General features: G+C 64.1%; 25 protein-coding genes. 11 read left to right on the plus strand and 14 right to left on the minus strand.

What is annotated here, in order from left to right; translation table 11 throughout:
- Nucleotides 1–25 precede the first annotated feature (25 nt).
- On the plus strand, nucleotides 26–307 hold the full coding sequence (locus tag ASD45_RS22440) for a hypothetical protein (RefSeq protein WP_156381045.1): 282 nt from the start codon (nucleotides 26–28) through the stop codon (nucleotides 305–307).
- 7 nt (nucleotides 308–314) lie between these two features.
- Here ASD45_RS22440 and ggt read toward each other — a convergent pair whose 3' ends face one another.
- The 4 genes from ggt to mtgA form a co-directional block, all read right to left on the minus strand.
- Nucleotides 315–1,895 carry a gamma-glutamyltransferase gene (gene ggt / locus ASD45_RS22445; RefSeq protein WP_056913916.1) on the minus strand — a complete coding sequence of 527 codons (1,581 nt, stop codon included), beginning with the start codon at nucleotides 1,893–1,895 and terminating at the stop codon, nucleotides 315–317.
- Between the two features lie 9 nt (nucleotides 1,896–1,904).
- The gene (locus tag ASD45_RS22450) at nucleotides 1,905–2,315 is read right to left on the minus strand and encodes a hypothetical protein (RefSeq protein WP_056913917.1); all 411 of its coding nucleotides are present in this window, start codon (nucleotides 2,313–2,315) and stop codon (nucleotides 1,905–1,907) included.
- A 33-nt stretch (nucleotides 2,316–2,348) separates the two neighbouring features.
- Nucleotides 2,349–2,534 (minus strand): 50S ribosomal protein L32, encoded by a 186-nt coding sequence (rpmF, locus tag ASD45_RS22455; RefSeq protein ID WP_056914006.1) that lies wholly within the window; start codon nucleotides 2,532–2,534, stop codon nucleotides 2,349–2,351.
- A gap of 90 nt (nucleotides 2,535–2,624) precedes the next feature.
- The gene (gene mtgA, locus ASD45_RS22460; protein WP_056914007.1) at nucleotides 2,625–3,326 is read right to left on the minus strand and encodes a monofunctional biosynthetic peptidoglycan transglycosylase; all 702 of its coding nucleotides are present in this window, start codon (nucleotides 3,324–3,326) and stop codon (nucleotides 2,625–2,627) included.
- Nucleotides 3,327–3,435: 109 nt separating this feature from the next.
- Here mtgA and ASD45_RS22465 point away from each other — a divergent pair, with 109 nt between their 5' ends.
- From ASD45_RS22465 to ASD45_RS22475, 3 genes are read left to right on the plus strand one after another with little or no spacing between them, the layout of a single operon-like run.
- Complete coding sequence (locus ASD45_RS22465; RefSeq protein ID WP_056913918.1) at nucleotides 3,436–4,359, plus strand: polyprenyl synthetase family protein; 924 nt, start codon at nucleotides 3,436–3,438, stop codon at nucleotides 4,357–4,359.
- Between the two features lie 55 nt (nucleotides 4,360–4,414).
- On the plus strand, nucleotides 4,415–5,056 hold the full coding sequence (locus ASD45_RS22470; protein ID WP_244485622.1) for a DUF1345 domain-containing protein: 642 nt from the start codon (nucleotides 4,415–4,417) through the stop codon (nucleotides 5,054–5,056).
- Nucleotides 5,057–5,086: 30 nt separating this feature from the next.
- Entirely contained in the window at nucleotides 5,087–6,694 is a 1,608-nt protein-coding gene (locus ASD45_RS22475) for a Na+/H+ antiporter (RefSeq protein ID WP_056913920.1), read from the plus strand.
- Nucleotides 6,695–6,764: 70 nt separating this feature from the next.
- Here ASD45_RS22475 and ASD45_RS22480 read toward each other — a convergent pair whose 3' ends face one another.
- The 5 genes from ASD45_RS22480 to ASD45_RS22500 all read right to left on the minus strand — a co-directional run bounded on the left by ASD45_RS22480 (nucleotide 6,765) and on the right by ASD45_RS22500 (nucleotide 11,247).
- Entirely contained in the window at nucleotides 6,765–7,826 is a 1,062-nt protein-coding gene (locus tag ASD45_RS22480; RefSeq protein ID WP_156381046.1) for a hypothetical protein, read from the minus strand.
- Between the two features lie 132 nt (nucleotides 7,827–7,958).
- Nucleotides 7,959–8,387 (minus strand): hypothetical protein, encoded by a 429-nt coding sequence (locus ASD45_RS22485; protein WP_056913922.1) that lies wholly within the window; start codon nucleotides 8,385–8,387, stop codon nucleotides 7,959–7,961.
- A 34-nt stretch (nucleotides 8,388–8,421) separates the two neighbouring features.
- Nucleotides 8,422–9,660: a flavodoxin-dependent (E)-4-hydroxy-3-methylbut-2-enyl-diphosphate synthase gene (gene ispG / locus ASD45_RS22490; RefSeq protein WP_056913923.1), complete on the minus strand. Its 1,239-nt coding sequence runs from the start codon at nucleotides 9,658–9,660 to the stop codon at nucleotides 8,422–8,424.
- Nucleotides 9,661–9,707: 47 nt separating this feature from the next.
- Nucleotides 9,708–10,667: a DMT family transporter gene (locus tag ASD45_RS22495; RefSeq protein WP_082541124.1), complete on the minus strand. Its 960-nt coding sequence runs from the start codon at nucleotides 10,665–10,667 to the stop codon at nucleotides 9,708–9,710.
- A gap of 64 nt (nucleotides 10,668–10,731) precedes the next feature.
- Nucleotides 10,732–11,247: a Fur family transcriptional regulator gene (locus ASD45_RS22500; protein ID WP_244485624.1), complete on the minus strand. Its 516-nt coding sequence runs from the start codon at nucleotides 11,245–11,247 to the stop codon at nucleotides 10,732–10,734.
- 216 nt (nucleotides 11,248–11,463) lie between these two features.
- Between ASD45_RS22500 and ASD45_RS22505 the strand changes: the two genes are divergently transcribed.
- The 6 genes from ASD45_RS22505 (at nucleotide 11,464) to ASD45_RS22530 (ending at nucleotide 17,419) form a co-directional block, all read left to right on the plus strand.
- Nucleotides 11,464–12,246 (plus strand): 3-hydroxybutyrate dehydrogenase, encoded by a 783-nt coding sequence (locus tag ASD45_RS22505; protein WP_056913924.1) that lies wholly within the window; start codon nucleotides 11,464–11,466, stop codon nucleotides 12,244–12,246.
- A gap of 17 nt (nucleotides 12,247–12,263) precedes the next feature.
- A complete protein-coding gene (locus ASD45_RS22510; RefSeq protein ID WP_056914010.1) occupies nucleotides 12,264–13,340 on the plus strand; it encodes a patatin-like phospholipase family protein in 1,077 nt (358 codons plus the stop codon).
- A 65-nt stretch (nucleotides 13,341–13,405) separates the two neighbouring features.
- Nucleotides 13,406–13,963, plus strand: a complete 558-nt coding sequence (locus ASD45_RS22515) for an O-acetyl-ADP-ribose deacetylase (RefSeq protein ID WP_056913925.1) — start codon at nucleotides 13,406–13,408, stop codon at nucleotides 13,961–13,963.
- Between the two features lie 238 nt (nucleotides 13,964–14,201).
- Nucleotides 14,202–14,642, plus strand: coding sequence for a MarR family transcriptional regulator (locus ASD45_RS22520; RefSeq protein WP_056914011.1), 441 nt, complete (start codon nucleotides 14,202–14,204; stop codon nucleotides 14,640–14,642).
- On the plus strand, nucleotides 14,639–15,787 hold the full coding sequence (locus ASD45_RS22525) for an HlyD family secretion protein (RefSeq protein ID WP_056913926.1): 1,149 nt from the start codon (nucleotides 14,639–14,641) through the stop codon (nucleotides 15,785–15,787). Before ASD45_RS22520 ends, ASD45_RS22525 begins: the two co-directional genes overlap by 4 nt.
- A 69-nt stretch (nucleotides 15,788–15,856) precedes the next feature.
- Nucleotides 15,857–17,419, plus strand: a complete 1,563-nt coding sequence (locus ASD45_RS22530) for a DHA2 family efflux MFS transporter permease subunit (protein ID WP_056913927.1) — start codon at nucleotides 15,857–15,859, stop codon at nucleotides 17,417–17,419.
- Between the two features lie 2 nt (nucleotides 17,420–17,421).
- Here the strand turns inward: ASD45_RS22530 and ASD45_RS22535 are convergent, their stop codons facing one another.
- From ASD45_RS22535 to ASD45_RS22545, 3 genes are read right to left on the minus strand one after another with little or no spacing between them, the layout of a single operon-like run.
- Nucleotides 17,422–18,546: a CaiB/BaiF CoA-transferase family protein gene (locus ASD45_RS22535; RefSeq protein WP_056913928.1), complete on the minus strand. Its 1,125-nt coding sequence runs from the start codon at nucleotides 18,544–18,546 to the stop codon at nucleotides 17,422–17,424.
- A gap of 5 nt (nucleotides 18,547–18,551) precedes the next feature.
- On the minus strand, nucleotides 18,552–19,712 hold the full coding sequence (locus tag ASD45_RS22540) for an acyl-CoA dehydrogenase family protein (protein WP_056913929.1): 1,161 nt from the start codon (nucleotides 19,710–19,712) through the stop codon (nucleotides 18,552–18,554).
- A gap of 9 nt (nucleotides 19,713–19,721) precedes the next feature.
- Nucleotides 19,722–20,582, minus strand: coding sequence for a MaoC/PaaZ C-terminal domain-containing protein (locus ASD45_RS22545; RefSeq protein ID WP_056913930.1), 861 nt, complete (start codon nucleotides 20,580–20,582; stop codon nucleotides 19,722–19,724).
- A gap of 235 nt (nucleotides 20,583–20,817) precedes the next feature.
- On the opposite strand from ASD45_RS22545, the gene ASD45_RS24145 reads away from it, so the two are divergent.
- Nucleotides 20,818–21,591 carry a septal ring lytic transglycosylase RlpA family protein gene (locus ASD45_RS24145; protein WP_244485625.1) on the plus strand — a complete coding sequence of 258 codons (774 nt, stop codon included), beginning with the start codon at nucleotides 20,818–20,820 and terminating at the stop codon, nucleotides 21,589–21,591.
- Nucleotide 21,592: 1 nt separating this feature from the next.
- On the opposite strand, the gene ASD45_RS22555 is transcribed toward ASD45_RS24145, so the two are convergent.
- Together ASD45_RS22555 and ASD45_RS22560 are read right to left on the minus strand one after the other, a co-directional pair.
- A complete protein-coding gene (locus tag ASD45_RS22555; protein ID WP_056913931.1) occupies nucleotides 21,593–22,705 on the minus strand; it encodes a 5-methyltetrahydropteroyltriglutamate--homocysteine S-methyltransferase in 1,113 nt (370 codons plus the stop codon).
- A gap of 104 nt (nucleotides 22,706–22,809) precedes the next feature.
- Nucleotides 22,810–23,580, minus strand: coding sequence for a GntR family transcriptional regulator (locus tag ASD45_RS22560; RefSeq protein ID WP_056913932.1), 771 nt, complete (start codon nucleotides 23,578–23,580; stop codon nucleotides 22,810–22,812).
- Nucleotides 23,581–23,611 lie beyond the last annotated feature (31 nt).

Consider the following 23,611-nt stretch of genomic DNA (forward strand, 5'->3'; position numbering starts at 1 on the left):
CGTGATTTCGAGAAAGCGAGGCGCCATGACTGACGTCATTGATCCCCTGGTGCGCGATCTCGTCGAATGGATCGTCCGCGAGCCGCGCAGCCAGCGCGACGTGCTCGACGCCTGGCGCACGTCATGTCCGCGGCTGATGGTGTGGGAAACCGCGCTCGAACGCGGCTTCGTCGAACGCAAATTGCTCGAAGGTCAGGGCGCTTTTGTCTTTGCCACCGATGCCGGCCGGCGCTTCGTGCGCGATTACGACAGGCCGGGCGCGCAAGTCAGCCGCAAGGCGGATGTGCTGACCCGCGCCGCGGCCTGAGCCGCGCTCAATACCCCAGCGCGAGGCCGTCCTTGCGCGGCTCGGAACCGCCGATCAGCACGCCGCGCTGCCAATCGATTTTCACGGTCTGCGCGCCGCCCCACGGATTGAGCGGTTCTGCGACCACATGGCCGCGCGCTTTGAGGCCGTCGATAGTCGCCTGCGGCGTGCCGCGCTCGGCAAGCACCTTGCCGTCCTCAAACATGAAACGCGGAAAGTCGATCGCCTGCTGCACGTCCATGCCGTAGTCGAGCATGTTCATGATGATCTGCGCATGGCCCATCGGCTGATAGGCGCCGCCCATGACCCCGAAGCTCATGTCGCAGCGGCCGTCCTTCATGGTCATGCCGGGAATGATGGTGTGCATCGGCCGCTTGTTCGGGCCGAAGGTGTTGACGTGGCCGGGCTCCAGCGTGAAGCAGGCGCCGCGGTTGGTCAGCATGATGCCGGACTTCTCGGTGCAAACGCCGAGGCCGAACGCCGAATACAGCGAGTTGATGAAGGACACCGCCATGCGGTCCTTGTCGACGACGGACAGATAGACCGTATCGCCGCCCGGCGTCGGCGCATCCGGAAAATCCGCGCGCTTGTTGAGGTCGATCTTGGCGGCGAGCGTGCGGGCGAAACCCTTGTCGATCAGATCGGCGATACTCTGCTTCATGTGCGCGATGTCGGCGATATGCGCGTCGCGCACGGCGTAACCGAGACGCGCGGCCTCGAGCTGCAGATGGAAACGCTCCGGACCCCACGGATCGAGCGACTTGATGTCGAAGGTCTCGAGGATGTTCAGCATGATCAGGGCGACGATGCCTTGACCGTTCGGCGGGATCTCGACGAGGTCGAGGCCGCGATAATTGCTCGACACCGGCTCGACCTCGTTGCCGCGATGCGCATTGAAATCGTCGACGGTAAGGAACGAGCCCTTGGCGGCGAGCGTTCTCGCCATGTCCTCGGCAAGTTCGCCTTCGTAAAACGCCCGGGCGCCCTTGGCGCCCAGGGTGCGCAAGGTCTGGCCGAGAGCCGGCGACTTGACGACGTCACCTTCCCGCGGCGCTTGGCCGTTGAACAGGTAATGTTTGGTCGCGCCGGCGTCCTTCGCCAGCTTGGCGACGTAACGATTCCAGTCCCACGCGACTTTCGAAGCCACCGGCCAGCCGTTCTCGGCGTAATGGATGGCGCGCTTGAGCACGCGGTCGAGGCCGAAGCGGCCGTGCGCCTTAAGCGTTGCGTCCCAGGCATCGAGCGCGCCAGGCACGGTGACGGCATGGATCGAGTCGCCGATCTCCTTGAGGCCCTGCGCGCGCAGCGCCTCGTCGGAGGCCTTGGCGCCGGCGCGGCCGGAGCCATTATAGCCCCACACCGGCTTGTCCGGCTTCGACACCAGCGCGTAGCAGTCGCCGCCGATGCCGGTCATGTGCGGTTCGACCACGCACAAGGTGGCGCAGGCGGCGACCGCGGCGTCGGCGGCGGTGCCGCCGTCGCGCAAGGTGTCGATCGCGGCCAGCGTCGCCAGCGGATGAGAGGTCGCGGCCATGCCCTCGCAGGCGATGACCGGCGAACGGCCGGGTAACTGGAAATCGCGGTTCATGACCGAGGTTCAGGTGTTGGGAAGGTTTTCGACGGTGAGATCGCGCTGGGCCGTGCGCAGCGTCACGGCGAAGCCGGCCAGCACATCGACGAAGCTGATCGCCATGAGAAGAAAGAAGGTCGAGGTCGCGGCCTGCGCCACCAGCAGAAACTCAATGAGCATCGCCAGGAACAACAACAGCGACAGCCCGTGATCGAGCACCGCGCGGGTGCCGATGCGCGTCGCCTTCACGATCTCGGCGAACAGGAAAAGTAGCGAGAACGTAATCAACACATCGCCGGCCGACATGGCCCATTCGCCGCCCGAGACCAGATGCACGGACGACACCGTCCCCGACCAGCTCACGCCGGCCCAGAGGAACGCAATGATGTTGTAGATTGCGAAGGGCACCAACAGCAGGGGAAAGCCGAGCATGTACATAAGCCAGCTTCCCTCCCGCCGATCAGAGGCGTCTTACGCCTCGGTCTTCGCCTTAAGGACCTGACGGCCGCGATACATGCCGGTCTTCAGATCGATGTGGTGCGGACGGCGCAGCTCGCCCGAATCCTTGTCTTCGACGTAGGTCGGCTGCTTCAAAGCATCGGCCGAACGACGCATGCCGCGACGCGACGGCGACGTTTTTCTTTTCGGCACAGCCATGGGGTTGAACTCCTGATAGGCGCGAAATGTCGGTTTGGAGCCGGGCTTATAGAGGATCAAAGGCGCCAAATCCAGCCCTAAAGCCGGGATTTAGCGGCGTTGCCGCAGACAGGCGGCCGCCTCCGGCGATCGGCCGGCGCGGCGCTCGTAAAGTCCCGCCAGACGCCGCAAACCCGGCCCCGGGCGCTTGGTGTCACGGGTCACGGGATTCGGCAACGAGGCGGCCAGCAGAGCCGCCTGATAGCGTCCGAGGTTCGCCGCCGAGTGTCCGAATGACCGTTTCGCCGCTGCTTCTGCCCCGAATTCGCCGTCCGGACCCAGTTCGGCAATGTTGAGATAGATCTCAAGGATCCGTCGTTTCGTCAGCACCAAGTCGAACCACAGCGCCAAGGGCAGTTCCAGCGCCTTGCGAACGTAGCTGCGGCCCTGCCAGAGGAACAGGTTCTTGACCGCCTGCTGGGTGATGGTGGAGCCGCCGCGGACGTCGTCGAGGCCGTCGGCGTCTTCGATGGCGTCGCGGATTTCGGTAACATCAATACCAAAATGCGAGCAAAAACGGCCATCTTCGGCAACGATCACGGACAGCGCGAGATCCGGGTCGATTTTCGACAGCGGCACCCAGGTCTGGACCACCCGCTGGCCGGTCAGGGTGCGCCAGAGCATCAAGGTCGAGTATGGATTAACCACCGCATAGAGCGGCGTCAGGGCGTAGGGCACCAGGAGCACGGCCAGAACCGCGTACAGCGCCGTGCGCCAGACCGGCCGCTTTCGGCGGGCAAAACCGGGCCGCAATGAGGGCAGGAAGTCCGAACGACTGATCACGGGCGCCAGTGTAACCCATCGGACCGCCGATTGCGGCCTCGGGTTGCGACCGTGACGCCCTCAAGGCTAACAAGACACCATGAGTTCCCCGACCTTCGCCGACCGCCTCAATGCCGTCGCCGCCGACACCGAAGCGCTGCTCGGGCGCCTGCTCGGCGATGCGCCGCTGCCGGGCGAGACGGTCCGGCCGCAACGCCTGACCGCGGCGATGCGCCACGCCGCGCTCGGCGGCGGCAAGAGACTGCGGCCCTTCCTCGTCGTCGAGAGCGCTGCGCTGTTCGACGCGCCTCGCGACGGCGCCCTGCTCGCCGGCGCCGCGCTTGAACTGCTGCACTGCTACTCGCTGGTCCATGACGACCTGCCGGCGATGGACAATGACGACCTGCGCCGCGGCCGGCCGACCGTGCACAAGGCGTTCGACGAAGCCACCGCCATTCTCGCCGGCGACGCGCTGCTGACGCAGGCCTTCGATATTCTCGCCCGCGACGAGGTCCACGGCGACGCCAAGGTGCGCATCGCGCTGGTCAGGGAGCTCGCCCGCGCCGCCGGGCTCGGCGGCATGGCCGGCGGCCAGATGCTCGACCTCGCCGCCGAAGGTCGCTTCTCGGCCAAGCGCGCCCTCAGCGAAGCCGAGATCGTCACCTTGCAGGCGATGAAAACCGGCGCGCTGTTGCGCTTCGCCTGTCGCGCCGGCGCTCTTCTTGGATCCGCCGATGCCAATGCGGCTGCAGCCATCGCACGCTATGGCGCCGCGATCGGCGAAGCCTTCCAGATCGCGGACGACCTGCTCGACGTCGAAGGCGACACCGCCATTCTGGGCAAAGCCGCCGGCAAGGATGCCAGTGCCGGCAAGGCAACCCTGGTCGCCGCGCTCGGCGTGACCGGCGCCCGGCGTAAACTGGACCGCCTTATCGCCGAGGCCGATGACGCGCTGGCGCCGTTCGGTGCAAAGGCCGATACTCTGCGCGCCGCCGCCCGTTTCATCGCCGAGCGGCAAAACTGAATGCGCGCAAACCGGCATCCGCTCCATGGTTAAAGCCAAGTCCACGATAACGCCGATGCCGGTCCGGGTTGCGCGCGCGCATTTCAAGGTCGTCATCGCCGCCGCCGCGGGTCTTGCGAGCGGACTGGCGCTCATGGCGCTTCATCTCGAGCCGACGGCGCGTGTGCTGGCCGGATGGGACATCGGCTTGCTGGTTTATCTAGCCCTCGCAGCGCGCTTCAGGCGTCAGCACGGCGTCAAGGATATCCGCAAGCGTGCCGCGGAGCAGGACGAAGGCGGCTTTGCCATTCTCCTGATGTCGATCGTCGCAACTTTTGCCAGCCTCGTCGCGGTCGTCTTCGCGCTGGTCGGCGCCAAGCAGGGCAACGCAGCGCTGGCGATCGGCCTGACCATCGTCACCATCGTGTTGTCCTGGACCTTCGTGCACACGATCTTCGCCTTCCACTACGCGCACGAATACTACGGCAAGGGGCGCGACAACATCATCGGCGGGCTTGATTTTCCGGGCGACAAATCGCCGGACTATCGCGACTTCCTGTATTTCTCGCTGGTCATCGGCATGACCTCGCAGGTGTCGGACGTGCAGATCACCTCGAAGGCGATCCGCCGCATGGTGTCGATGCACGGCGTCTTGGCGTTCTTCTTCAACCTCGTCGTGCTGGCGCTCACCGTTAATGTCGTGGCGAGCCTGATATGACGGCGATCGCCGCTTTTTCGGGATAAGACGATGGCCGCTATCTTTCAGGCCGTTCTGTTCATGCTGGCGGTCCTCGCCGCGGTGGCGGTCGCGGCCAAGCGGCTCAACCTCGCGCCGTCGATCCTGCTGGTTGCCGCCGGCGTCGGCATGGCGCTGGTCCCCGGTCTGCCGAACATCCAGCTGGCGCCGGAACTGGTGCTGCTCGTCTTCCTGCCACCGCTGATCTATTCCGCCGGCGTGTCGATGAGCTGGCGCGAGTTCAAGTACAATCTGCGACCGATTGGGCTGCTTGCGTTCGGCTGCGTGGTCTTCACGACCTGCGCCGTCGCCGTCGCGGCGCATTACCTGCTCGGCTTCGATTGGGCCGTCGGCTTTCTGCTCGGCGCCATCGTCGCGCCGCCGGACACCGTGGCGCCGCTGGCCATCGCGCGCAGTCTCGGCCTGCCGCGCCGTCTCGTCGTCATCCTCGAAGGCGAAGGGCTCGCGAATGACGCGACCGCGCTGATCCTTTATCGCTTCGCAGTGGTTGCGGTGACCACCGGTGCCTTCTCGCCCACGCATGCGGCCGGCACATTCGGCCTGATCGTCGTCGGCGAGATCATCTACGGCATCGCCGTCGGCTGGCTGTCGCTGCGGCTGCGAAAGTGGGCGCGCGAACCGCGTGTCGAGATCACGCTGTCATTGATGACGCCGTATCTGGCTTTCTGGGTACCGGAACATCTCGGCGGCTCGGGCGTGCTCGCCACCGTCGCGTGCGGGCTCTATGTGAGCTGGAACGGCCCCCTGCTGATCCCGTCGGGCACGCGACTGCAAGGCATCTTCTTCTGGGACCTCATCGTTTATCTGATCGAAGGCTTCGTGTTCCTGCTCACCGGCTTGCAGGCGCGCACGCTGATCGAGCAGACGCACGGCTTTTCGATCCGGGAGCTGGCGATTGCCGCGCTCTGGACCACGCTCATCGTCATCGTCGCGCGCTTTGTCTGGGTGTTTCCTGCGACCTACCTGCCGCGCTGGCTGATTCCGAAGATCCGAAAGCATGACCCATCGCCGCCATGGCAATATCCGTTCCTGCTGTCGTTCGCCGGCATCCGCGGCGTCGTCTCGCTCGCCGCGGCGCTGGCGCTGCCTTATGTCGTAGCCAGCGGCGCGCCATTTCCGCACCGCGACCTCATCCTGTTCATCGTTTTCGGCGTCATCGTCCTCACCCTGGTCGGACAAGGGCTGATGCTGCCGGCCGTGGTGCGCGCGCTGGGCCTGACCCGGCGCGGCAAGGAAGAGCATGTCGAGGAACTCCGGCGCGAACTCGAGGCGCGACGCGAAGCGCTGACAGCGGTGACCAATCGTCTCGACAAGGCGATCGCCGACCACGAATTTCCCGATGCACTGTTCGATCACTTGCAGGTGCGCAATCAGGGCCGCCGGCAAGTGCTGCCTGACAATCTCGGTGACGATCTCAGCCGGGTGCGGCAGACCGCGGCGCTGAAGCGCGAACTGATCAGCGCCGAACGCACCTTCATCTATCAGTTGCTGCGCGACGGCAAACTGACCGACGAAGCGCGCCGGCGCATCGAATACGAACTCGATCTCGAGGAAGCGAGTTTGGCCAACCGCTACAAGGACGGCGGCGGCTGGGTGTGAGGGCGCCGGACGCCGGCGGGCACTTCCCTCGCCTCGGATGGTCAGGGCCGCGCACGCCGGCGCCTCGAGATCATAGCCCCACAGTCCGGTCAGGGACTCTCTTCTTGCCTTGGGGCGGCGCGCCCGGCACGGGCTCCGCCGCGCCATCATCTTTCTTCGGTTTGGATTTCCCGAAAGTCAGGTCGTGATCTTCGACGAACTTTTTCTTCAGCCCCTTCCATATCTCCTCTGTTTCCTTGTGCTTGCCCTTGGTGATCCTCTCCCGATAGTGCTCGAGCCAGTACTCCGATTGCGCCGTGATATCGTCGGCGGCCGGCCAAGGATATTTGATGCCGGCCTTGTGCTCGACATAGCGCACAAGGGCCATGCCGGCCGCGAAGGCCGGGTTGGTCTTCAACAGGCCACGATCGGGCGTGCCTTTAACGCCGCCCGCCAGCTTTCGCAGGGCCTGGGCTATCTTGGCCGTTGACCGCTTCTTCAGATACCGATCCCACATGTCGTTGTAGGTCCCCGGAACCATCTGGATAAAGCCTTCGCCACGGCCCTGATGATATTCCGCGACCCTTCTGAAGCAGTCGCTTTCATGATTGGCGGTGTTGAGCAGAAGACTATAAATCTTCTTGCGATCGATCTTGCATTGAGGATCGAGCGCCGACAGCACTTCATCCAACGCCTTGTCCAACTCCGGTTTGAATTCGTTGGCGCGCTTCTCGGCCAGTTCATGCGCGGTCGCTTCCACGATGAAATTCAGGAAAATCCGGAATTCGGCCTCCGGCACCGGCATATGCCGTTGCGGCGCATTTTCCGGCAAATCTCCATAGTTTTCCTTGACCCGTATGGTGAGCACTTCCGATTTCGTCCCGGCTTCGGCCTTGAGCGGCACGACAATACGGCCGCTGTTTGCGTCGGGATTCTCGTCTTTTTCGGTGATGCGGCAGGCGACCACGACATCCGTTGCCGCATCAATCGGCAAGCCGCCGGCGAGAAGATAATCGACGGATGTGAGGTTCACCCGCGTGTGCTCAATCGCAAAGGACGATTGGGAAAAATCGAAAGTAAGATTGGGACCTATGCTCTTGCCGACAATCATCTCTTGTTCGATGCGGGCGATCTTGACGCTTAATTTCGGCATGCGATCCTCCATGGTTGAGGGATGCGCCGAGTCTCAACGTCCGCGTGTCGAATAATTTGATTCAGATTAAATACGTCGCAAAAATCGAGCCCCGCGAATATTGGATTACCGGCCGCGGTGGCGCGCGAACGATCAGTCCGCCTTCACCCACTGGATATCGACGAACAGCGACGCGTCCTTGTCCTTCAGCCGCGGCGGCTTCGCCGGATCGGCGACGGCGTAGGTGATGCGCAGCGAATTGTTGTCGATCCATTCGATCTTCGGCAACGCATCAGCCTGGCCGGACGGCGGGCAAACGCCGCCATAGACTTCGTAGTTGCGCTCGGAGGCGGCGAAACTGTCGGGATAGATCGAGAGATAAACCGCGATGGTATCGACGCAGTAAGGCTCCGGCTTGCTGCCGGAGACGCGCAGACGCACCGCCTTGTACTTGCCGTCCGGCGCCGGCACCGCGACGACCGACTTCTGCGCCCGCTCGGTGGTCAGCGCGAGATAGATCGAGCCGGCGGTCATCGCGACCAGCAAGCCGATAAAAATCAGAATAACCGTTTTGGTTTTCACGCGCGCGCCTTCCGACTCTCTTGTCGCGTCGGGTTCACTCGGCCGCAGTACGCGAGCCGGTGCCCCAGCGCCGCTCGATATAGTCGATCACCATCTGCTTGAAATCGGCCGTCAGTGTCGCACCGCGCAGCGTCGCGACCTTCTTGCCATCGACAAAGACCGGTGCGGTCGGCTGTTCGCCGGTGCCGGGCAGCGAGATACCGATATCGGCGTGCTTGGACTCGCCCGGGCCGTTGACGATGCAGCCCATGACCGCGACGTTCAACGTCTCGACGCCGGGATAGCGCGTCTTCCATTCCGGCATCGAGGTGCGGATGAAGCCCTGGATGTCGCTGGCCAGTTCCTGGAACGTGGTCGAGGTGGTGCGGCCGCAGCCGGGGCACGCGGCAACCAGCGGCACGAAAGTGCGCAGGCCCATCGTTTGCAACAATTCCTGCGACACCTGCACCTCGCGGGTGCGGTCGCCGCCGGGCTCGGGCGTCAGCGAAATGCGGATCGTGTCGCCGATACCCTGCTGCAGCAGAACACCCATCGACGCGGCGGAGGCGACGATGCCTTTGGTACCCATGCCGGCCTCGGTGAGGCCAAGATGCAGCGCGTAATCCGAGCGGCGCGCCAGTTCGATATAGACCGCGATGAGGTCCTGTACGGCGGAGACCTTCGCCGACAGGATAATGCGATTTTTCGGCAGGCCAATTTCCTCGGCGCGCGCCGCCGACAGCAGCGCCGACTGCACCATGGCTTCGTGCGTCACGGCGCGCGAGTCGATGGGATTGGGCGAGCGCGAATTCTCGTCCATCAGCTTCGTCAGCAATTCCTGATCGAGCGATCCCCAGTTGACCCCGATGCGCACCGGCTTGCCGTGCCTGATCGCCATCTCGACGATCTGCGTGAACTGCGGATCGCGCTTGTTCTTGAAGCCGACATTGCCGGGATTGATGCGATACTTGTCGAGCGCCTCGGCGCAGCCCGGATAATCGTTGAGCAGCGTGTGGCCGTTGTAGTGAAAGTCGCCCACGATCGGCACGCGGACGTTCATCTGCGCCAGCCGGTCCTTGATCTTCGGCACGGCGTCGGCCGCTTCGGGACGATCGACGGTGATGCGCACCAGCTCCGAGCCGGCGCGGGCAAGCGCCGCGATCTGCCGCGCGGTGCCCTCGACATCGGCGCTGTCGGTGTTGGTCATCGACTGCACGACGATCGGCGCGCCGCCGCCGACGGTGACGCCGGCGACATCGACTGCAACGGTTTTATGACGCGCTGAAAGGCTCATCTGGGCATGTCCTGATCGCACCGGAGTGCCAGACAAATATGGCACCGTCAACGCGAGGCGGTAGGGCCCTGTTTCGGCCGGTTCACCAGCAAAAGGCCGCCCGCGACGAAGGCCACCGCGGCCAGAAAGGCGGGCGTCAACGGGTCGTTCATGACGAAATGGCCGGCGGCGACACCGAACAAGGGCGTCAGGAAGGTGAAGGCCGATACCCGGCTCGCCGAGTAGTGCTTGATGATGGCGAACCAGATCACGAAGGTAATCGCCACCACCCAGACCGACTGATAGCCGAGCCAGGCCAGCGCCTGCGCGTCCGGCCAGTCCGTGATCCGCTCGCCCGCGACCCAGGCGGCCAGCGCCATCAGCGGCACCGAGACGATGAGCTGATAGAGCATCACCTTTTCCGGCGAGGTGGCGTTGAGCCGACTCGCCTTGATCGAGAGCGTCGTCGCGGCCCAGAACGCCGCGGCGGTGACCATCATCAGATCGCCGAGCGTCTGGCGTGGATCGAGCGCCGGCGTCGGCACGCCGAAGGCGACGATCATGCCGGCAAACGATAACGCCAGGCCCAACCACTGCGAGGCGCGAAAGCGATCGGCCGGCAGGAAGATGCGCGTGCCGGCGACGACGAAGAACGGCGCCAGATAGAGGAACACTACCGCGCGCGTCGCCGTGGTGAAGGCGAGGCCCTGATAGATCAGGATGAACTCGATGCTGAACAGCACGCCAACGATGAGACCGGCCGTCAGCGTGCCGTCGCGCTCGAACAACGGGATTCGGCGCAGCATGCACCAGCCGGCAACGAGGATGGTGGCGATCACCGAGCGCAGCGCGCCTTGCAGCAGCGGCGGAATGTCGTGAATCGCCAGCTTCACCGCGACCTGGTTGAAACCCCAGGACAGGCACAGCACCACGATGACCGCCGCTACGGCAGCATCGAGCGGGCGGGTGGTGTGATGATGCGCCGGCGGCGGCACAGGCTCGGACGGAGCAGGCGAATAATTGGACATTGAGAGGCAATTCCCGGCGGCGCACGATCTTTAGCCGGCACGACGCTGCACGCCAACCGCCGGATCAGACAGAGCGGCAATGCGCGCAGGTGCCGGAGATCTCGATCACCGGCGTCTTCGGCACGAAGCCGGCGGAACGCGAGGCGTTGCGGATCGACTCGGCGATCGCCGCGCCGGTCGCCTCGCCGACGGCGCCGCAGGTCTCGCAGATCAGAAACACCACCGGATCGGCGCTTTCGTGATTGTGGACGCAGGCGATGAAGGCGTTGCGGCTTTCGATGCGGTGGACGAGGCCCTGGTCGCGCAGGAAGTCGAGCGCGCGGTAGATCGTGATCGGCGCCGGCCGGCCGCCCTCGCCGGAGTCGGCAAGCCGGTCGATCAGTTCATAGGCGCCGAGCGGGGCGTGACTGGCGAGCAGGGCTTCGAGCACGCGGCGGCGGATCGGCGTCAGCCGTTCCTTGTGGGCCGCGCAGATCGCTTCGGCGTGCGCGATCGCGTCCGCCGCGCAGCGATCATGATCGTGACCGGGCGTCGGAAACACCTCGTGGACGTGTGACTTCTTCGTCGAACCCTTTGGCACGAGACCTTCCCACCGGAACAAAGCGACCGACCATAACCGTTACAGAGGATGGGCCGCTGCTACGCAAGTCTAACCTGAGCGGGGCTCAAATGCTCCCCTCGCCAACATATATATTGCAGTGCAATAAAAATAGAGGCAGGTTCCCGACCGCCTCCGAATTGTTTGTATCCTGCTCTCAAAGGTCCGCTGGCGGCCTCAACGATCACGAGGACTTTCATGCTCAAAGGCAAAACTGCACTCGTCACCGGCTCGACGTCCGGCATCGGCCTCGCCACCGCGCGAGCACTGGCCGCCGATGGCGCCAATATCATGCTCAACGGCTTCGGCGACAAGGACGCGATCGAGAAGGAACGCGCGGGACTGGAGAAGGAATTCGGCGTCAAGGCGCTGTATTCGCCGGCCGACATGTCGAAGCCCAATGAGATCGCCGAAATGGTGGCCGCGACGGAAAAGCAGTTCGGCTCGCTCGACGTGCTGGTCAACAATGCCGGCATCCAGTTCGTCGCCAATATCGAGGACTTCCCCGTCGACAAGTGGGACGCGATCATCGCCATCAACCTGTCGTCGTCATTCCATTCGATCCGCGCCGCGATGCCCGGCATGAAGAAGCGCAAATGGGGCCGCATCATCAACATCGCCTCGGCGCACGGCCTGGTCGCCAGCGCGCAGAAGGTCGCCTATGTCGCGGCCAAGCATGGCATCGTCGGCCTGACCAAGGTTGTGGCGGTCGAAGCCGCCAATAACGGCGTGACCTGCAACGCGATCTGCCCCGGCTGGGTGCTGACCCCGCTGGTGCAGAAGCAGATCGATGCGCGCGCCCAGGCCTCCGGTCAGTCGACGCGGAAGGCGGAGATCGCGCTGCTGTCCGAGAAGCAACCGATGCACCAGTTCACGAAGCCGGAGAACATCGGCGCGCTCGCCGTGTTCCTCTCGAGCGACGCCGCGGCATCGATCACGGGCTCGGCCTATTCGATCGACGGCGGCTGGGTCGCGCAGTGAACGAGTTCCTGTCCCGTCTGTTCTGGGGCGAAAACAGCGTCGATCCGCCGGCGCCAGCCGGCAAGACGAAGCGCATCAATCTGGCGCTGCAGGGCGGAGGCGCGCATGGCGCCTTCACCTGGGGCGTGCTCGATCACCTGCTCGAAGACGGCCGTCTCACGGTCGAAGGCATTTCCGGCACCTCGGCCGGTGCGGTCAACGCGGTGATGCTGGCCGATGGCCTGACGCGCGGCGGACCGGACGAAGCGCGCAAGCGCCTCGCCGACTTCTGGCGCGCCGCCAGTCTCGGCGGCGACCTGCCGGCGGTGCAGCGCGCCGTCACCGACAAGCTGTTCGCGCTGTGGCCGCGCGAGGGCTCGCCCACCTTCGACTGGCTGTCGGCGTGGTCGCAATACCTGTCGCCTTACGACCTCAATCCGCTGAACATCAATCCGCTGAAAGAGTTGATCGAGCGCTTCGTCGATTTCGACGGGCTGCGCAAGGACGGCCGGCAGATCTTCATCGCCGCCACCAATGTGCAGACCGGACGGCTTCACATCTTCGCCAAAGAGAAAATCTCGGCTGAAGCGGTGATGGCGTCGGCTTGTCTGCCGGCGGTGTTTCAGGCCGTCGAAATCGACGGCGCGCACTACTGGGACGGCGGCTATCTCGGCAATCCCGTGATCTATCCTTTCTTTCGTTCGACCGACAGCGAGGATGTGTTGATCGTCCAGATCAATCCGCTGGACCGCAAGAAAATCCCGCATTCGACGCGCGAGATCATGGCCCGCGTCAACGAGATCACATTCAACTCGGCGCTGATGGCCGAACTGCGCGCCATCGAATTCGTCAACCGGCTGATCGATCAGCGGCGCCTGCCGCACGGCACCGGGCCGAAACAGTATCGCCACATCAACGTGCATCGCATCGTCATGGAGGGCCTGGGCGAACATTTCTCCGCCTCCGCGAAGTTGCGCAACGACTTCGAGTCGCTTGAATTGCTGCACAAGCTCGGCCAGCGCGCGGCGCGGCGCTTTCTCGACAACCACTTCGCCGATATCGGTGTGCGCTCGAGCATCGATCTGAAAGCCGAAGTGGGGCTCGAGCGGGGTTAGCTACAAAAGTACTCCCACTTGCGCGGTAGAGGCAGCACGCCCGCGTTTGGTGCTATGCTTTTCCCATGTTCCCGTTGATCACCGCCGTCTACGACACCCGGCTCGAGATCGTCGTTGCCGACATCACCGCGCTCGAGGTGGCGGCCATCGTCAATGCCGCGAACACATCGCTGCTTGGCGGCGGCGGCGTCGATGGCGCGATACACCGCGCCGCCGGCCCGGGCCTGCTCGAAGAATGCAGGACGCTTGGCGGCTGCGACACGGGCTCAGCCAAGATCACCGGCGGCTACGATCTGAAGGCGCGCGCCGTGATCCACGCCGTGGGCCCGGTTTGGCACGGTGGCAAGGCCAATGAGCCGGATCTGCTCGCCGGCTGCTATCGCACCGCGCTCGAACTGGCGAGCCTGCACGGATTGAACTCGATCGCATTCCCGGCAATCTCGACCGGCGTCTATCGCTTTCCCGCCGATCAAGCCGCGCGCATCGCCGTAGGGACCGTGGCCTCGGAATTGGCGCGGCCATCAAGCGGGCGGCAGAAGATCGGCCACGTTATCTTCTGCTGCTTCTCGCCGGACAGTGCCGCGCATCACCAGGCAGCGTTCGAGGAACTGGGGCTGGTGTAGCTGCGCTCTCGCGCACCTTCCGCAGTTCGCCCGTGTAATCAGCGCTCACCTCGCCGCAACCGCGATTGCTGCCATGCAGCATCGAGGGACCAGCCTTGCGTGTAATCCAGAGGTACCGAAGTGAAATTTATTATAAGGATGCTTATTATATGGAGGCGCAAGACAGCCTCCGGAGATACCGCCCGTGCCGACCGTTAAAAAGGAAATCGCCTTTCTTCTCAATGACGTGGCGCGTCTCATGAAGACCTATGCCGATCAGACCGCCCGACGTTATGGCGCCACCCGGGCGCAGTGGGCAGTGCTGTCGCGCCTGAACCGCAGCGAGGGCCTGAAGCAGTCGGAGCTCGCGGAACTGCTCGACCTCCAGCCGATTTCCCTGACACGGCTGCTCGATCGCTTGGCCGAAAACGAGTTGATCGAGCGCCGGCCCGACCCGAACGACCGCCGCGTCAATCGGCTTTACCTGACCCCCGCCGCGCGTCCGCTGCTCGATCAGCTTACCGCGCTGGGCGAAGACCTGATGGCCGAGGTGCTCGAAGGGGTCGACGATAAATCCGTGAGCCGCCTGCACGCCGATCTCGGCGTGATGCGCGAAAACCTGCGCGCCGCCATCGGCCGCAGCACCACCCAAGTCCAATCACAAGATCCGCAACTGACAGCCCGTAAAGTCGCCCCATGAGTGAAAAAGTTTTGAAAGTCGTCCCGGCTCCCGAAGCCAAGAGCAAAGCGGACCAAGCGAGCACGCCAGACGCCGCGGCCGAAACACCGGCCAAGGCCCCGTCGAAGCGGCGCAATCTGCGCCGGGTGCTGCTGATCGTGCTGCCGCTCGCGGTGGCGCTGATCGGAGGCACTATCTATCTGCTCGGCGGCCGCTATGTCTCGACCGACAACGCCTATATCGGCGCGCAGAAGGTGCTGATCACGCCGGACGTCTCCGGCAAGGTCGTTCGCGTCATGGTCAAGGAAGGCCAGCACGTGAAAGCTGGCGACGAACTGATGTCGCTCGATTCCGCGCCCTACCAGCTCGTGCTCGATCAGGCCGCGGCCAAACTGTCCGCAGCCAAGATTGACTATGAGAAGGCCAAGACCAACCTCGCGGCGCTGAACAAGATGCTCGACCTCGGCGACAAGGCCGTCGAGCTGAAGCAGCGCGATTTCGATCGCAAGCAGAAGCTGGTCGCGTCGCAGGCCGGCTCCGCTGCCGATCTCGACACCTCCGGAGCCGCGCTGGTCACGGCACAACAGCTCGCGGCGTTCACCAAGCAACAGCGCGACACGACATTGGGCTCGCTGCTGAACGACGAGAACCTGCCGCTGGAAAAATTCCCCGAATACGCGCAGGCCAAGGCCGCTTTCGACAATGCCCAGCGCGATCTCAGTCACACCGTGTTGCGCGCGCCGATCAACGGCACCGCGACGCAGGTCGACAACATTCAGCTCGGCCGCTTCGTCGCTGCCGGCGCGCCCATTCTCACGGTGATCGACGACTCCAATCCATGGATCGACGCCAACCCGAAGGAAACCGACATGACCTATCTGCGTGTCGGCCAGAAAGCGACGATCGACGTCGACGCGTTCCCCGACCGTACCTTCACCGGCACCGTCATCGCGGTCAGCCCCGGCACCGGTTCGCAGTTCTCGCTGCTGCCGGCGCAGAACGCGACCGGCAACTGGGTCAAGGTCGTGCAGCGCGTGCCGATCCGCATCGCTTTCGATAAGAGCCAGGATCTGGCCCTCCTGCGGACCGGCATGAGCGTGAACATCGAGGTCGACACGCATCACAGCCGCATCCCCTTCATGTCGAAAGATCCGGACGCCAAATAACGATTAAGTCGGTGACGCCGGGTCGCGCGGCAAAGCGCGCCCCGGCAGCAGCCGGCGGAGACGATTGAAATGACCGCTCATGCCGGCCCACTGCCCAGCGGCGCGCGCCGCACCCTGATCACGGTCTGCGCCATGAGCGCGACGATCATGCAGGCGCTGGATACGACGATCGCCAACGTCGCGCTGCCCTACATGCAGGGTTCGCTGTCGGCGTCACTCGATCAGGTCAACTGGGTGCTGACCTCATACATCGTCGCTGCTGCGATCATGACGGCGCCGGTCGGCTGGCTGGCTGACCGCTTCGGCCGCAAGATCATCTTCATCTTCTGCGTGGGCGGATTCACCGTCGCGTCGCTGCTCTGTGCGCTGGCGCAGAACATCGAACAGATGGTGCTGTTCCGCCTGATGCAGGGCATGGCGGGCGCGGCACTGGTGCCGCTGTCCCAGGCCGTGCTGCTGGACTCCTATTCCGTGCAAGAACGCAGCCAGGCCATGGCGATCTGGGGCGTCGGCGTGATGCTCGGCCCGATCATGGGCCCGACCCTGGGCGCCTGGCTGACCGACAATTACTCGTGGCACTGGGTGTTCCTAATCAACCTACCGATCGGCATCCTGACCGTGGTCGGCATGTTCATCTTCATGGACGACACCTCGAAGCAACATCACCTGCGCTTCGACTGGTTCGGATTCGCTGCGCTGGCGATCGGCATCGGTTCGCTGCAACTGCTGCTCGATCGCGGCGAACAGGTCGGCTGGTTTGGCGCCAGGGAAATATGGGTCGAGGCGATCATATCGATCGCCGGATTCTATTATTTCTTTGCGCATTCGCTGACGACGGAACAGCCTTTCATCAATTTCGCCATGTTCAAGGACCGCAACTTCGTGTCCGGCTGCCTGTTCATGGTCGTGATCGGCGTCGTGCTGTTCGGCACCATGGCGCTGGTGACACCGTTCATGCAGAATCTGCTCGGCTATCCGATTCAGACCGCCGGCCTCCTGCTGGGTTCGCGCGGCGTCGGCACGCTGCTGACCATGCTGGTGGCGCCGCGGCTGATGCGGCTGACCGAGATCCGCAACCTGATTCTGCTCGGCCTCGTCATCACCGCCGGCACGCTGTACGAAATGACCGGCTGGTCGCTGGACACCCAGCAGCACACCATCGTCATCACCAGCATTATCCAGGGCGTCGGCCTCGGCCTGCTGTTCGTGCCGATCACCTCGGTGGCGTTCCTGACGCTGCCCGGACAGATGCGCAACGGCGCCGCCGCGATCACCACTTTGGTGCGCAATATCGGTTCATCGATCGGCATTTCCATGGTGATTGCCAATCTCACCAGCAAAACGATCTATATGCACGAACGCATCGGCGCGCAGGTGACGCCGTTCAACGACGCGCTGCAGTTTCCCGACATCGCCGGCGCGCTCAACCTCGCCACCGACACCGGCAAGGCGATGCTCGACGCGATCGTCACGCAGCAGGCGAACATGATCGCCTACCTGAACGACTTCAAGCTGCTGATGGTTCTGACCATGGCGGCGATGCCGCTCGTGCTGTTCATCGGCTCAACGCGCAAGGCCCATCAAGCCGCGGCGAAAAAACCGGAAGACGAAATCATCCACGCGATGGATTGATCTTACTTCCCGCCAAATTCCTTGCGGATCGCATCGCTGTGCGAACCGAGCGCCGGAATGTCGCCGTAATGCCGTTCTTCACCGACAAAACGCGCGCCCGGCGCCGGCATACTGGCCGGCCCACTCGGCGTACCGACGGTGACGCGCCGCAAATGCGGATGCGTCGATAGCAGCGCCGAGTCATTGACGCGGGCAAAGGCGATGTCGGCGGCGGCAAGCTTCGCCATCAGCGGCTCGACGTCTTCGGCGGCGAACACCGCGGCGACTGTGGCGTCGGTCTCTGCGCGGTTGGCCTGGCGCTGCGGATTCGTGGCGAAGCGCGCGTCGGTGCCGAGCGCCGCATTGCCCAGCACCTTGTCGGCGAGCACGCACCATTCGCGGTCGTTCTGGATCGAGATCAGGATGTCAGCGCCGTCGCGCGTCTTGAACACGCCGTAAGGCGCGATGGTCGGGTGCCGCAGGCCGACGCGCTTGAACGGATTGCCCCATTCCTGATTGAGCAAGGGGATCGTCATCCACTCGGCCATCGCGTCGAACATCGAAACCGAGATGGTTGCGCCCTCGCCGGTGCGGCCGCGGCGGATCAACGCCTCGAGGATCGCCTCATAAGCGCTGAGACCCGCCGCGATATCGACCACCGAGACGCCGACGCGTGCCGGCGCTTCCGGCCCGCCGGTGACCGATGACAGGCCCGATTCGGCCTGGATCAGGAGGTCATACGCCTTGCGCTGCGCGAACGGCCCGGTTTCGCCGTAACCGGAAATCGAGGCGCAGATCAGTTTCGGATAATCCTTGCGCAAGCGTTCGAACGAGAAGCCGAGCTTGCCGAGCGCGCCGGGCTTGAGGTTCTGCACAAAGACGTCGGCCTTCGCCAGCATCGACTCGAGCAAGGCCTTGTCTTCCGGTTTGGTGAGATCGCAGACCACCGACTCCTTGCCGCGGTTGAGCCAGACCAGATGAGCGCTCTCGCCATGCACGATGTAATCGTACTGCCGGGCAAAATCGCCCTCCGGGCGCTCGACCTTGATGACGCGCGCGCCGGCGTCGGCCAGGCGGCAGGTGCATTGCGGGGCCGCGACCGCCTGTTCGACGGATACGACAAAGATGCCTTCGAGAGGGAGGGACATCGGACTCAGTATGACCTCGGCAGACCGAGCACGTGCTCGGCAAGATAGGACAGGATGAGGTTGGTCGAGATCGGCGCCACCTGATAGAGCCGCGTCTCGCGGAATTTGCGTTCGACGTCGTATTCCTCGGCGAAGCCGAAGCCGCCATGGGTCTGCACGCACATGTCGGCGGCGGCCCAGGACGCATCGGCGGCAAGCAGCTTGGCCATGTTGGCTTCGGCGCCGAGATCCTCGCCGGCTTCGTATTTGCGGCAGGCCTCATGCACCATCAGCTCGGCGGCGCGCATCTGAGCGTAGGCCCGCGCTATGGGGAACTGAACGCCCTGGTTCTGGCCGATCGGCCGGCCGAACAGCACGCGTTCCTTGGCATAAGCGGTCGCGCGTTCGATGAACCATTTGGCGTCGCCGATGCATTCCGAGGCGATCAGGATGCGCTCGGTGTTCATGCCGGACAGGATGTAGCGGAAGCCCTTGCCCTCTTCGCCGATGAGATTTTCCGCCGGCACGCGGAGATCGTCGAAGAACACCTCCGTGGTCGCATGATTCATCATGGTGCGGATCGGCTTGATGGTGATGCTGGCGCCGCGCGCCAGCTTCATGTCCACCAGGAACACCGATAGGCCGTCGGTGCGCTTCTTCACCTCTTCCTTCGGCGTGGTGCGGGCGAGCAGCAGCATCAGATCGGAGTGCTCGGCGCGCGAGGTCCAGATCTTCTGGCCGTTGATGACGTAATGATCGCCCTCGCGCCGCGCCGTGGTGCGCAGCGACAAGGTGTCGGTGCCCGACGTGGGCTCGGTGACGCCGAAGGCCTGCAGGCGCAAGTCGCCGCTGGCGATACCGGGCAGATAGCGCTCCTTCTGCGCCGGCGAGCCGTGCCGCAGAATGGTGCCCATCGTGTACATTTGCGCGTGGCAGGCGGCGCCGTTGCAGCCGGCGGCATGGACTTCCTCCATGATCGCCGCGGCGGCCGACACCGGCAGGCCGCTGCCGCCGTACTCTTCGGGGATCAGCGCGGCAAGATAGCCGGCTTCGGTCAGCGCCTCGACAAAGGCCGTCGGATAGGCGCGCTCGCGGTCGAGCTCGCGCCAATATTCGCCGGGAAACCGCGCGCACAGCGCGCGCACGGATTCGCGGATGTCGGCATAGGCTTCCTGGCGGCCGGTCATGCGCGTGCCCTACCCCTTGATCTCGGCGCGGCCGCTGTTGATCGCGACCACATCGCGCTCCTTAACACGGGCGCGGAACGAGACAACGGCGCCGTCGCGCCACAGTTCGGTGCGGATGGTTTCGCCGGGGAATACCGGGGCGGAAAACCGCACCGTCATCGATGTCAGCCGCGCCGCATCGTAACCACACATCGTTTTCAGGATGGCGTGGCCGGCGACGCCCATGGTGGCGAGGCCATGCAGGATCGGTCGCGGGAAGCCGGCTTCGCGCGCGAAGGCGGGCTCGGCATGTAGCGGATTGGTGTCGCCGGACAGCCGATAGATCAGCGCCATTTCCGGGCGTGTCGCCAGATCGCAAACGAGATCGGGGGCGCGCTCGGGAATCTGATGCGGCGGCGGCGTCTCACGTTTCGGTCCGCCGAACCCGCCGTCGGCACGGCAGAACGTGGTCTGCTTCAGGGTCGCCAGCAGCTTGCCGCTCGCTTTATCGGTGATGCTGCGCTCGTGATAGAGCAGCGCGCCCTTGGCGGCGCCTTTGTCGATAACGTCGAGCATGCGCTCGTGGCCGATGATCGTGCCCTGCGGCGCGACCGGCGCATGAAGAATGATCGTCTGCTCGCCATGCACCGCGTGGCTCGAGGTCACGCCGAGGTCCGGCGCAATCTGCCAGAACGGCGTGTAGCCGAGAACCAGCGGAAGGGTCGGCACGGCCTTGAGGTTCGTGTCGTTGACGAAAGCCAATTCGTCCTCGTCGAGCGGGTCGTAACCGAAACCCACGCCGAGGGCGTAGAGGATGCAATCCTTCGGCCCATAGGTCTGTTCGACCGCGGGAATGCGTTGCGAGAGAAGCTTGTCGGGGTTGAGGGGCATTGCGGATGCTCTTTATTTCCGGCGACGCCGGACGAAACATCGCGCGGCGCTTGAGTGCCTGACCATGGGCGCGCGCACTATCGCATTGAGGCGATTGGCATGTCGAGGCTGGCATGATTAACGCGCGGCAAACGGCAAGGGCCGTTTTCCCGGCTATTTGCAGATAGGATTTTACGCGGCTTTATCGCGGTTCCTGTTCAATCGATGTCATCGACAGTCATGCGCCGGGGGGCCAATGTCCGTCATCGATTACGAGCCGCCGCGCGGCGGCATCAGGAAAGGCGTGGGCGCGCTCGTCGCGTGTCTCGCCATCGCCGCCATCGCGCAGGCCAGCGCCGCGGCGACCGTGCCTGCCGACAGCTCCGAGATCACGATCGCGATCCCCAGGAAGCAGGACCGGGCGCCGACCTGGCCGCACGCCTCGTTCAATGAACGCTTCAGCGCGTTCGAAATGGCGCCGCTGCAGGTTGCGGCCATCGCGCCGGTTGCCGCAGTCACGGCGTTGCCGGAGACGACCGGCAGTCTGCCTGCGCCCATCGTCGAGCCAGTGGCGCCGTCAATGGCGATCGTCGCCGCGGGCGAAGCGATTGCCGGTACGGCATCGATGTACGATCCGGGCGACAAGACCGACCTCGATGCCGGCAACCATGAAACCGCGTCCGGCGAAACCTATGATGCCAATGGCTGGTCGGCGGCGATCCAGATCGACCTGCGCGGCAGGTTCGGCGGCGTCCGCTACGGCAGGAATTATCAGCCGACCTTTGCGCTGGTCGAAGCAAACGACAAGCGGCTGATCGTCAGGATCAACGATGTCGGCCCGCTCAAGCCCGGCCGCATCATCGATCTCAATGTGCGCGCGATGCGCTACTTCGACCCGACCATGCAGGCCGGGCTCATCGCCGACGTGAAAGTGACGCCGCTTCTGGGCGCGGACTATGCACTGGGACCGGTCACCGGCTTTGAACCGGTGACCGTCGCCAGTCGCGATCTTGATATCGCGGCGCCTTGATTTAAGCGTCCCAGACTTCCTTCGAGATATCGAGGATCATCTTCAGCTTGGCCCACTGCTCGTCCTCGGCCAGCGTGTTGCCTTCCTCGGTCGAGGCAAAGCCGCACTGCGGCGACAAGGCTAGCTGCTCGAGTGCGACGAACTTGGTCGCCTCGTTGATGCGCTTCTTGATGTCGTCCTTCTTTTCTAGCGTGCCGCTCTTCGAGGTGACGAGACCGAGCACGACGACCTTGTTGCCCTTGGGCAGGAAACGCAGCGGCTCGAAACCACCGGCACGGTCGGTGTCGTATTCGAGGAAGTAGCCGTCGTAATTGCATTTCTCGAGCAGGTTCTGCGCCACCGGCTCATAGCCGCCCGACGAGATGAAGGTCGAACGGAAGTTGCCACGACAGACATGGGTCGTGATCGTCATGTCGTCCGGCTTGGCTTCCAGCGCCTTGTTGATCATCTTGGTGTAGCTGTCCTGCAGATGGTCGACGTCGAGACCGCGGTCGCGCGCCTTCTTCAGTTCTTCCTGCGAGCACAGATAGGCCCAGGCTGTGTCGTCGAACTGCAGATAGCGGCAGCCGGCGTCATAGAACGCCTTCACCGCCTTCTGATAGGCCGCGGCGAGATCGTCGAAGATGGCGTCGCGGTTCGCGTAGACACTGGTCTTGACCGCATCCGGCTCGAGACGGAAGTGCATCACGCTCGGCGCCGGGATGGTCATCTTCGGCGTGCGGCTGGTATGCGCCTTGAGAAACTTGAAGTGCTCGAGCATCGGATGGCTGGCGGAGAAGCCGATCTTGCCGGTGATGTTCAGCACCTGCATCTTGGTCTGGACGCCATGGAACTGGATGCCGTGGTCGGAGGCGACGACATCGACGCCGTCGAGCATGCCGAAGAAGTCGTAGTGCCACCAGGCGCGGCGGAATTCGCCGTCGGTGACCGGCTGGAGGCCAATCTCTTCCTGCTTCTTGATGATCTTGATGATCTCGGCGTCTTCGATCGCCTTCAACTGCGCATCGGTGATCTCGCCCTTCTCGTGCTTGGTCCGCGCCTCATGGATCGCGGTGGTGCGCAGGATCGAGCCGACCTGATCGGCGCGGAATGGCGGTTTGGTTCTCTGGGACATTGGCTTCCTCCAACAAATTTGCCGCGGATATCAAGGCCCGACCGCGGCCTGAGTTCGGGTGTGCCTTTAGCACGGTGAGTGGGACGACGTCAGTGGGCAGGCCTTCAGAAAACGCCGCTGCGCATCGCGCCTTGAATCAGCACCGCGCCCGGTAACAAGCTACGCGTGCCCTGATCCCGCAGCGCGAGCTGCAGATTGCGTTGCGCCAGCCGCGCGTGCTCGCGCATGACCGCCTCGGCGCGACTGCCTTCGCGGTCTTCGATGGCGCGCACGGCGCAGTGGTGATGGTCCTGAGCGATGATGAGAATTTTGCGCGCCTCCGGCAGCTCGGCCTGGACGCGAACGAACCCGCTCGGCGAAGCAAACGGCAGATTGAGCGTGCGCTCGATCTGCCGCTTCAGCACCGGGCTGTCGGCCGCCTCGACCAGCAGCATGTGAAAGCGAGCGTTGAGGCCGACATACTCGGAAAAGTGATCGACACTGAGCGTCGGCAGCGCGGCGATGTCATCGATCCGCCGCAGTGCCTCCTTCATCTCCTCGAGCAACCGGCCGCGCACGCCGCGCTCGGCCGCAATGCGCGCGGCGAAGCCTTCCAAAGTGCCGCGCAGCTCGATCGCATCGTAGACGTCGCGCTCGCTGAAAGCCTTGATGGTGAAACCGCCAGAGGGAATGGCCTCCAGGAAACCTTCGTCCTCCAGCCGGGCCAACGCCGTGCGGATCGGGGTCCGGGACATGCCCAGCCGGTCAACCAGATTAAGCTCCGAAATGCGGTCCCCCGGCTTGAGGTCGCCGGACAGGATCAGGTCGCGGAGCGCAAGCTGCGCCTTCACCGTCTGAGACGAGGCGCGCTCGATATCGGTGACGCCGGTGGGCACGGGTGGGCTCCTTTTATTTCTGCCCAATCCT

It is taken from the genome of Pseudolabrys sp. Root1462, from assembly GCF_001426945.1.
Taxonomy (GTDB): domain Bacteria; phylum Pseudomonadota; class Alphaproteobacteria; order Rhizobiales; family Xanthobacteraceae; genus Pseudolabrys.

Excerpts from the sequence above, each read along its gene's own strand:
- ASD45_RS22440 (WP_156381045.1), top strand. The coding sequence starts at position 26 with ATGACTGACGTCATTGATCCCCTGGTGCGCGATCTCGTCGAATGGATC.
- ggt (WP_056913916.1), bottom strand. The coding sequence starts at position 1,895 with ATGAACCGCGATTTCCAGTTACCCGGCCGTTCGCCGGTCATCGCCTGC.
- ASD45_RS22450 (WP_056913917.1), bottom strand. The coding sequence starts at position 2,315 with ATGTACATGCTCGGCTTTCCCCTGCTGTTGGTGCCCTTCGCAATCTAC.
- rpmF (WP_056914006.1), bottom strand. The coding sequence starts at position 2,534 with ATGGCTGTGCCGAAAAGAAAAACGTCGCCGTCGCGTCGCGGCATGCGT.
- ASD45_RS22465 (WP_056913918.1), top strand. The coding sequence starts at position 3,436 with ATGAGTTCCCCGACCTTCGCCGACCGCCTCAATGCCGTCGCCGCCGAC.
- ASD45_RS22470 (WP_244485622.1), top strand. The coding sequence starts at position 4,415 with ATGCCGGTCCGGGTTGCGCGCGCGCATTTCAAGGTCGTCATCGCCGCC.
- ASD45_RS22475 (WP_056913920.1), top strand. The coding sequence starts at position 5,087 with ATGGCCGCTATCTTTCAGGCCGTTCTGTTCATGCTGGCGGTCCTCGCC.
- ASD45_RS22480 (WP_156381046.1), bottom strand. The coding sequence starts at position 7,826 with ATGCCGAAATTAAGCGTCAAGATCGCCCGCATCGAACAAGAGATGATT.
- ispG (WP_056913923.1), bottom strand. The coding sequence starts at position 9,660 with ATGAGCCTTTCAGCGCGTCATAAAACCGTTGCAGTCGATGTCGCCGGC.
- ASD45_RS22495 (WP_082541124.1), bottom strand. The coding sequence starts at position 10,667 with ATGTCCAATTATTCGCCTGCTCCGTCCGAGCCTGTGCCGCCGCCGGCG.
- ASD45_RS22505 (WP_056913924.1), top strand. The coding sequence starts at position 11,464 with ATGCTCAAAGGCAAAACTGCACTCGTCACCGGCTCGACGTCCGGCATC.
- ASD45_RS22515 (WP_056913925.1), top strand. The coding sequence starts at position 13,406 with ATGTTCCCGTTGATCACCGCCGTCTACGACACCCGGCTCGAGATCGTC.
- ASD45_RS22520 (WP_056914011.1), top strand. The coding sequence starts at position 14,202 with ATGAAGACCTATGCCGATCAGACCGCCCGACGTTATGGCGCCACCCGG.
- ASD45_RS22525 (WP_056913926.1), top strand. The coding sequence starts at position 14,639 with ATGAGTGAAAAAGTTTTGAAAGTCGTCCCGGCTCCCGAAGCCAAGAGC.
- ASD45_RS22530 (WP_056913927.1), top strand. The coding sequence starts at position 15,857 with ATGACCGCTCATGCCGGCCCACTGCCCAGCGGCGCGCGCCGCACCCTG.
- ASD45_RS22535 (WP_056913928.1), bottom strand. The coding sequence starts at position 18,546 with ATGTCCCTCCCTCTCGAAGGCATCTTTGTCGTATCCGTCGAACAGGCG.
- ASD45_RS22540 (WP_056913929.1), bottom strand. The coding sequence starts at position 19,712 with ATGACCGGCCGCCAGGAAGCCTATGCCGACATCCGCGAATCCGTGCGC.
- ASD45_RS22545 (WP_056913930.1), bottom strand. The coding sequence starts at position 20,582 with ATGCCCCTCAACCCCGACAAGCTTCTCTCGCAACGCATTCCCGCGGTC.
- ASD45_RS24145 (WP_244485625.1), top strand. The coding sequence starts at position 20,818 with ATGTCCGTCATCGATTACGAGCCGCCGCGCGGCGGCATCAGGAAAGGC.
- ASD45_RS22555 (WP_056913931.1), bottom strand. The coding sequence starts at position 22,705 with ATGTCCCAGAGAACCAAACCGCCATTCCGCGCCGATCAGGTCGGCTCG.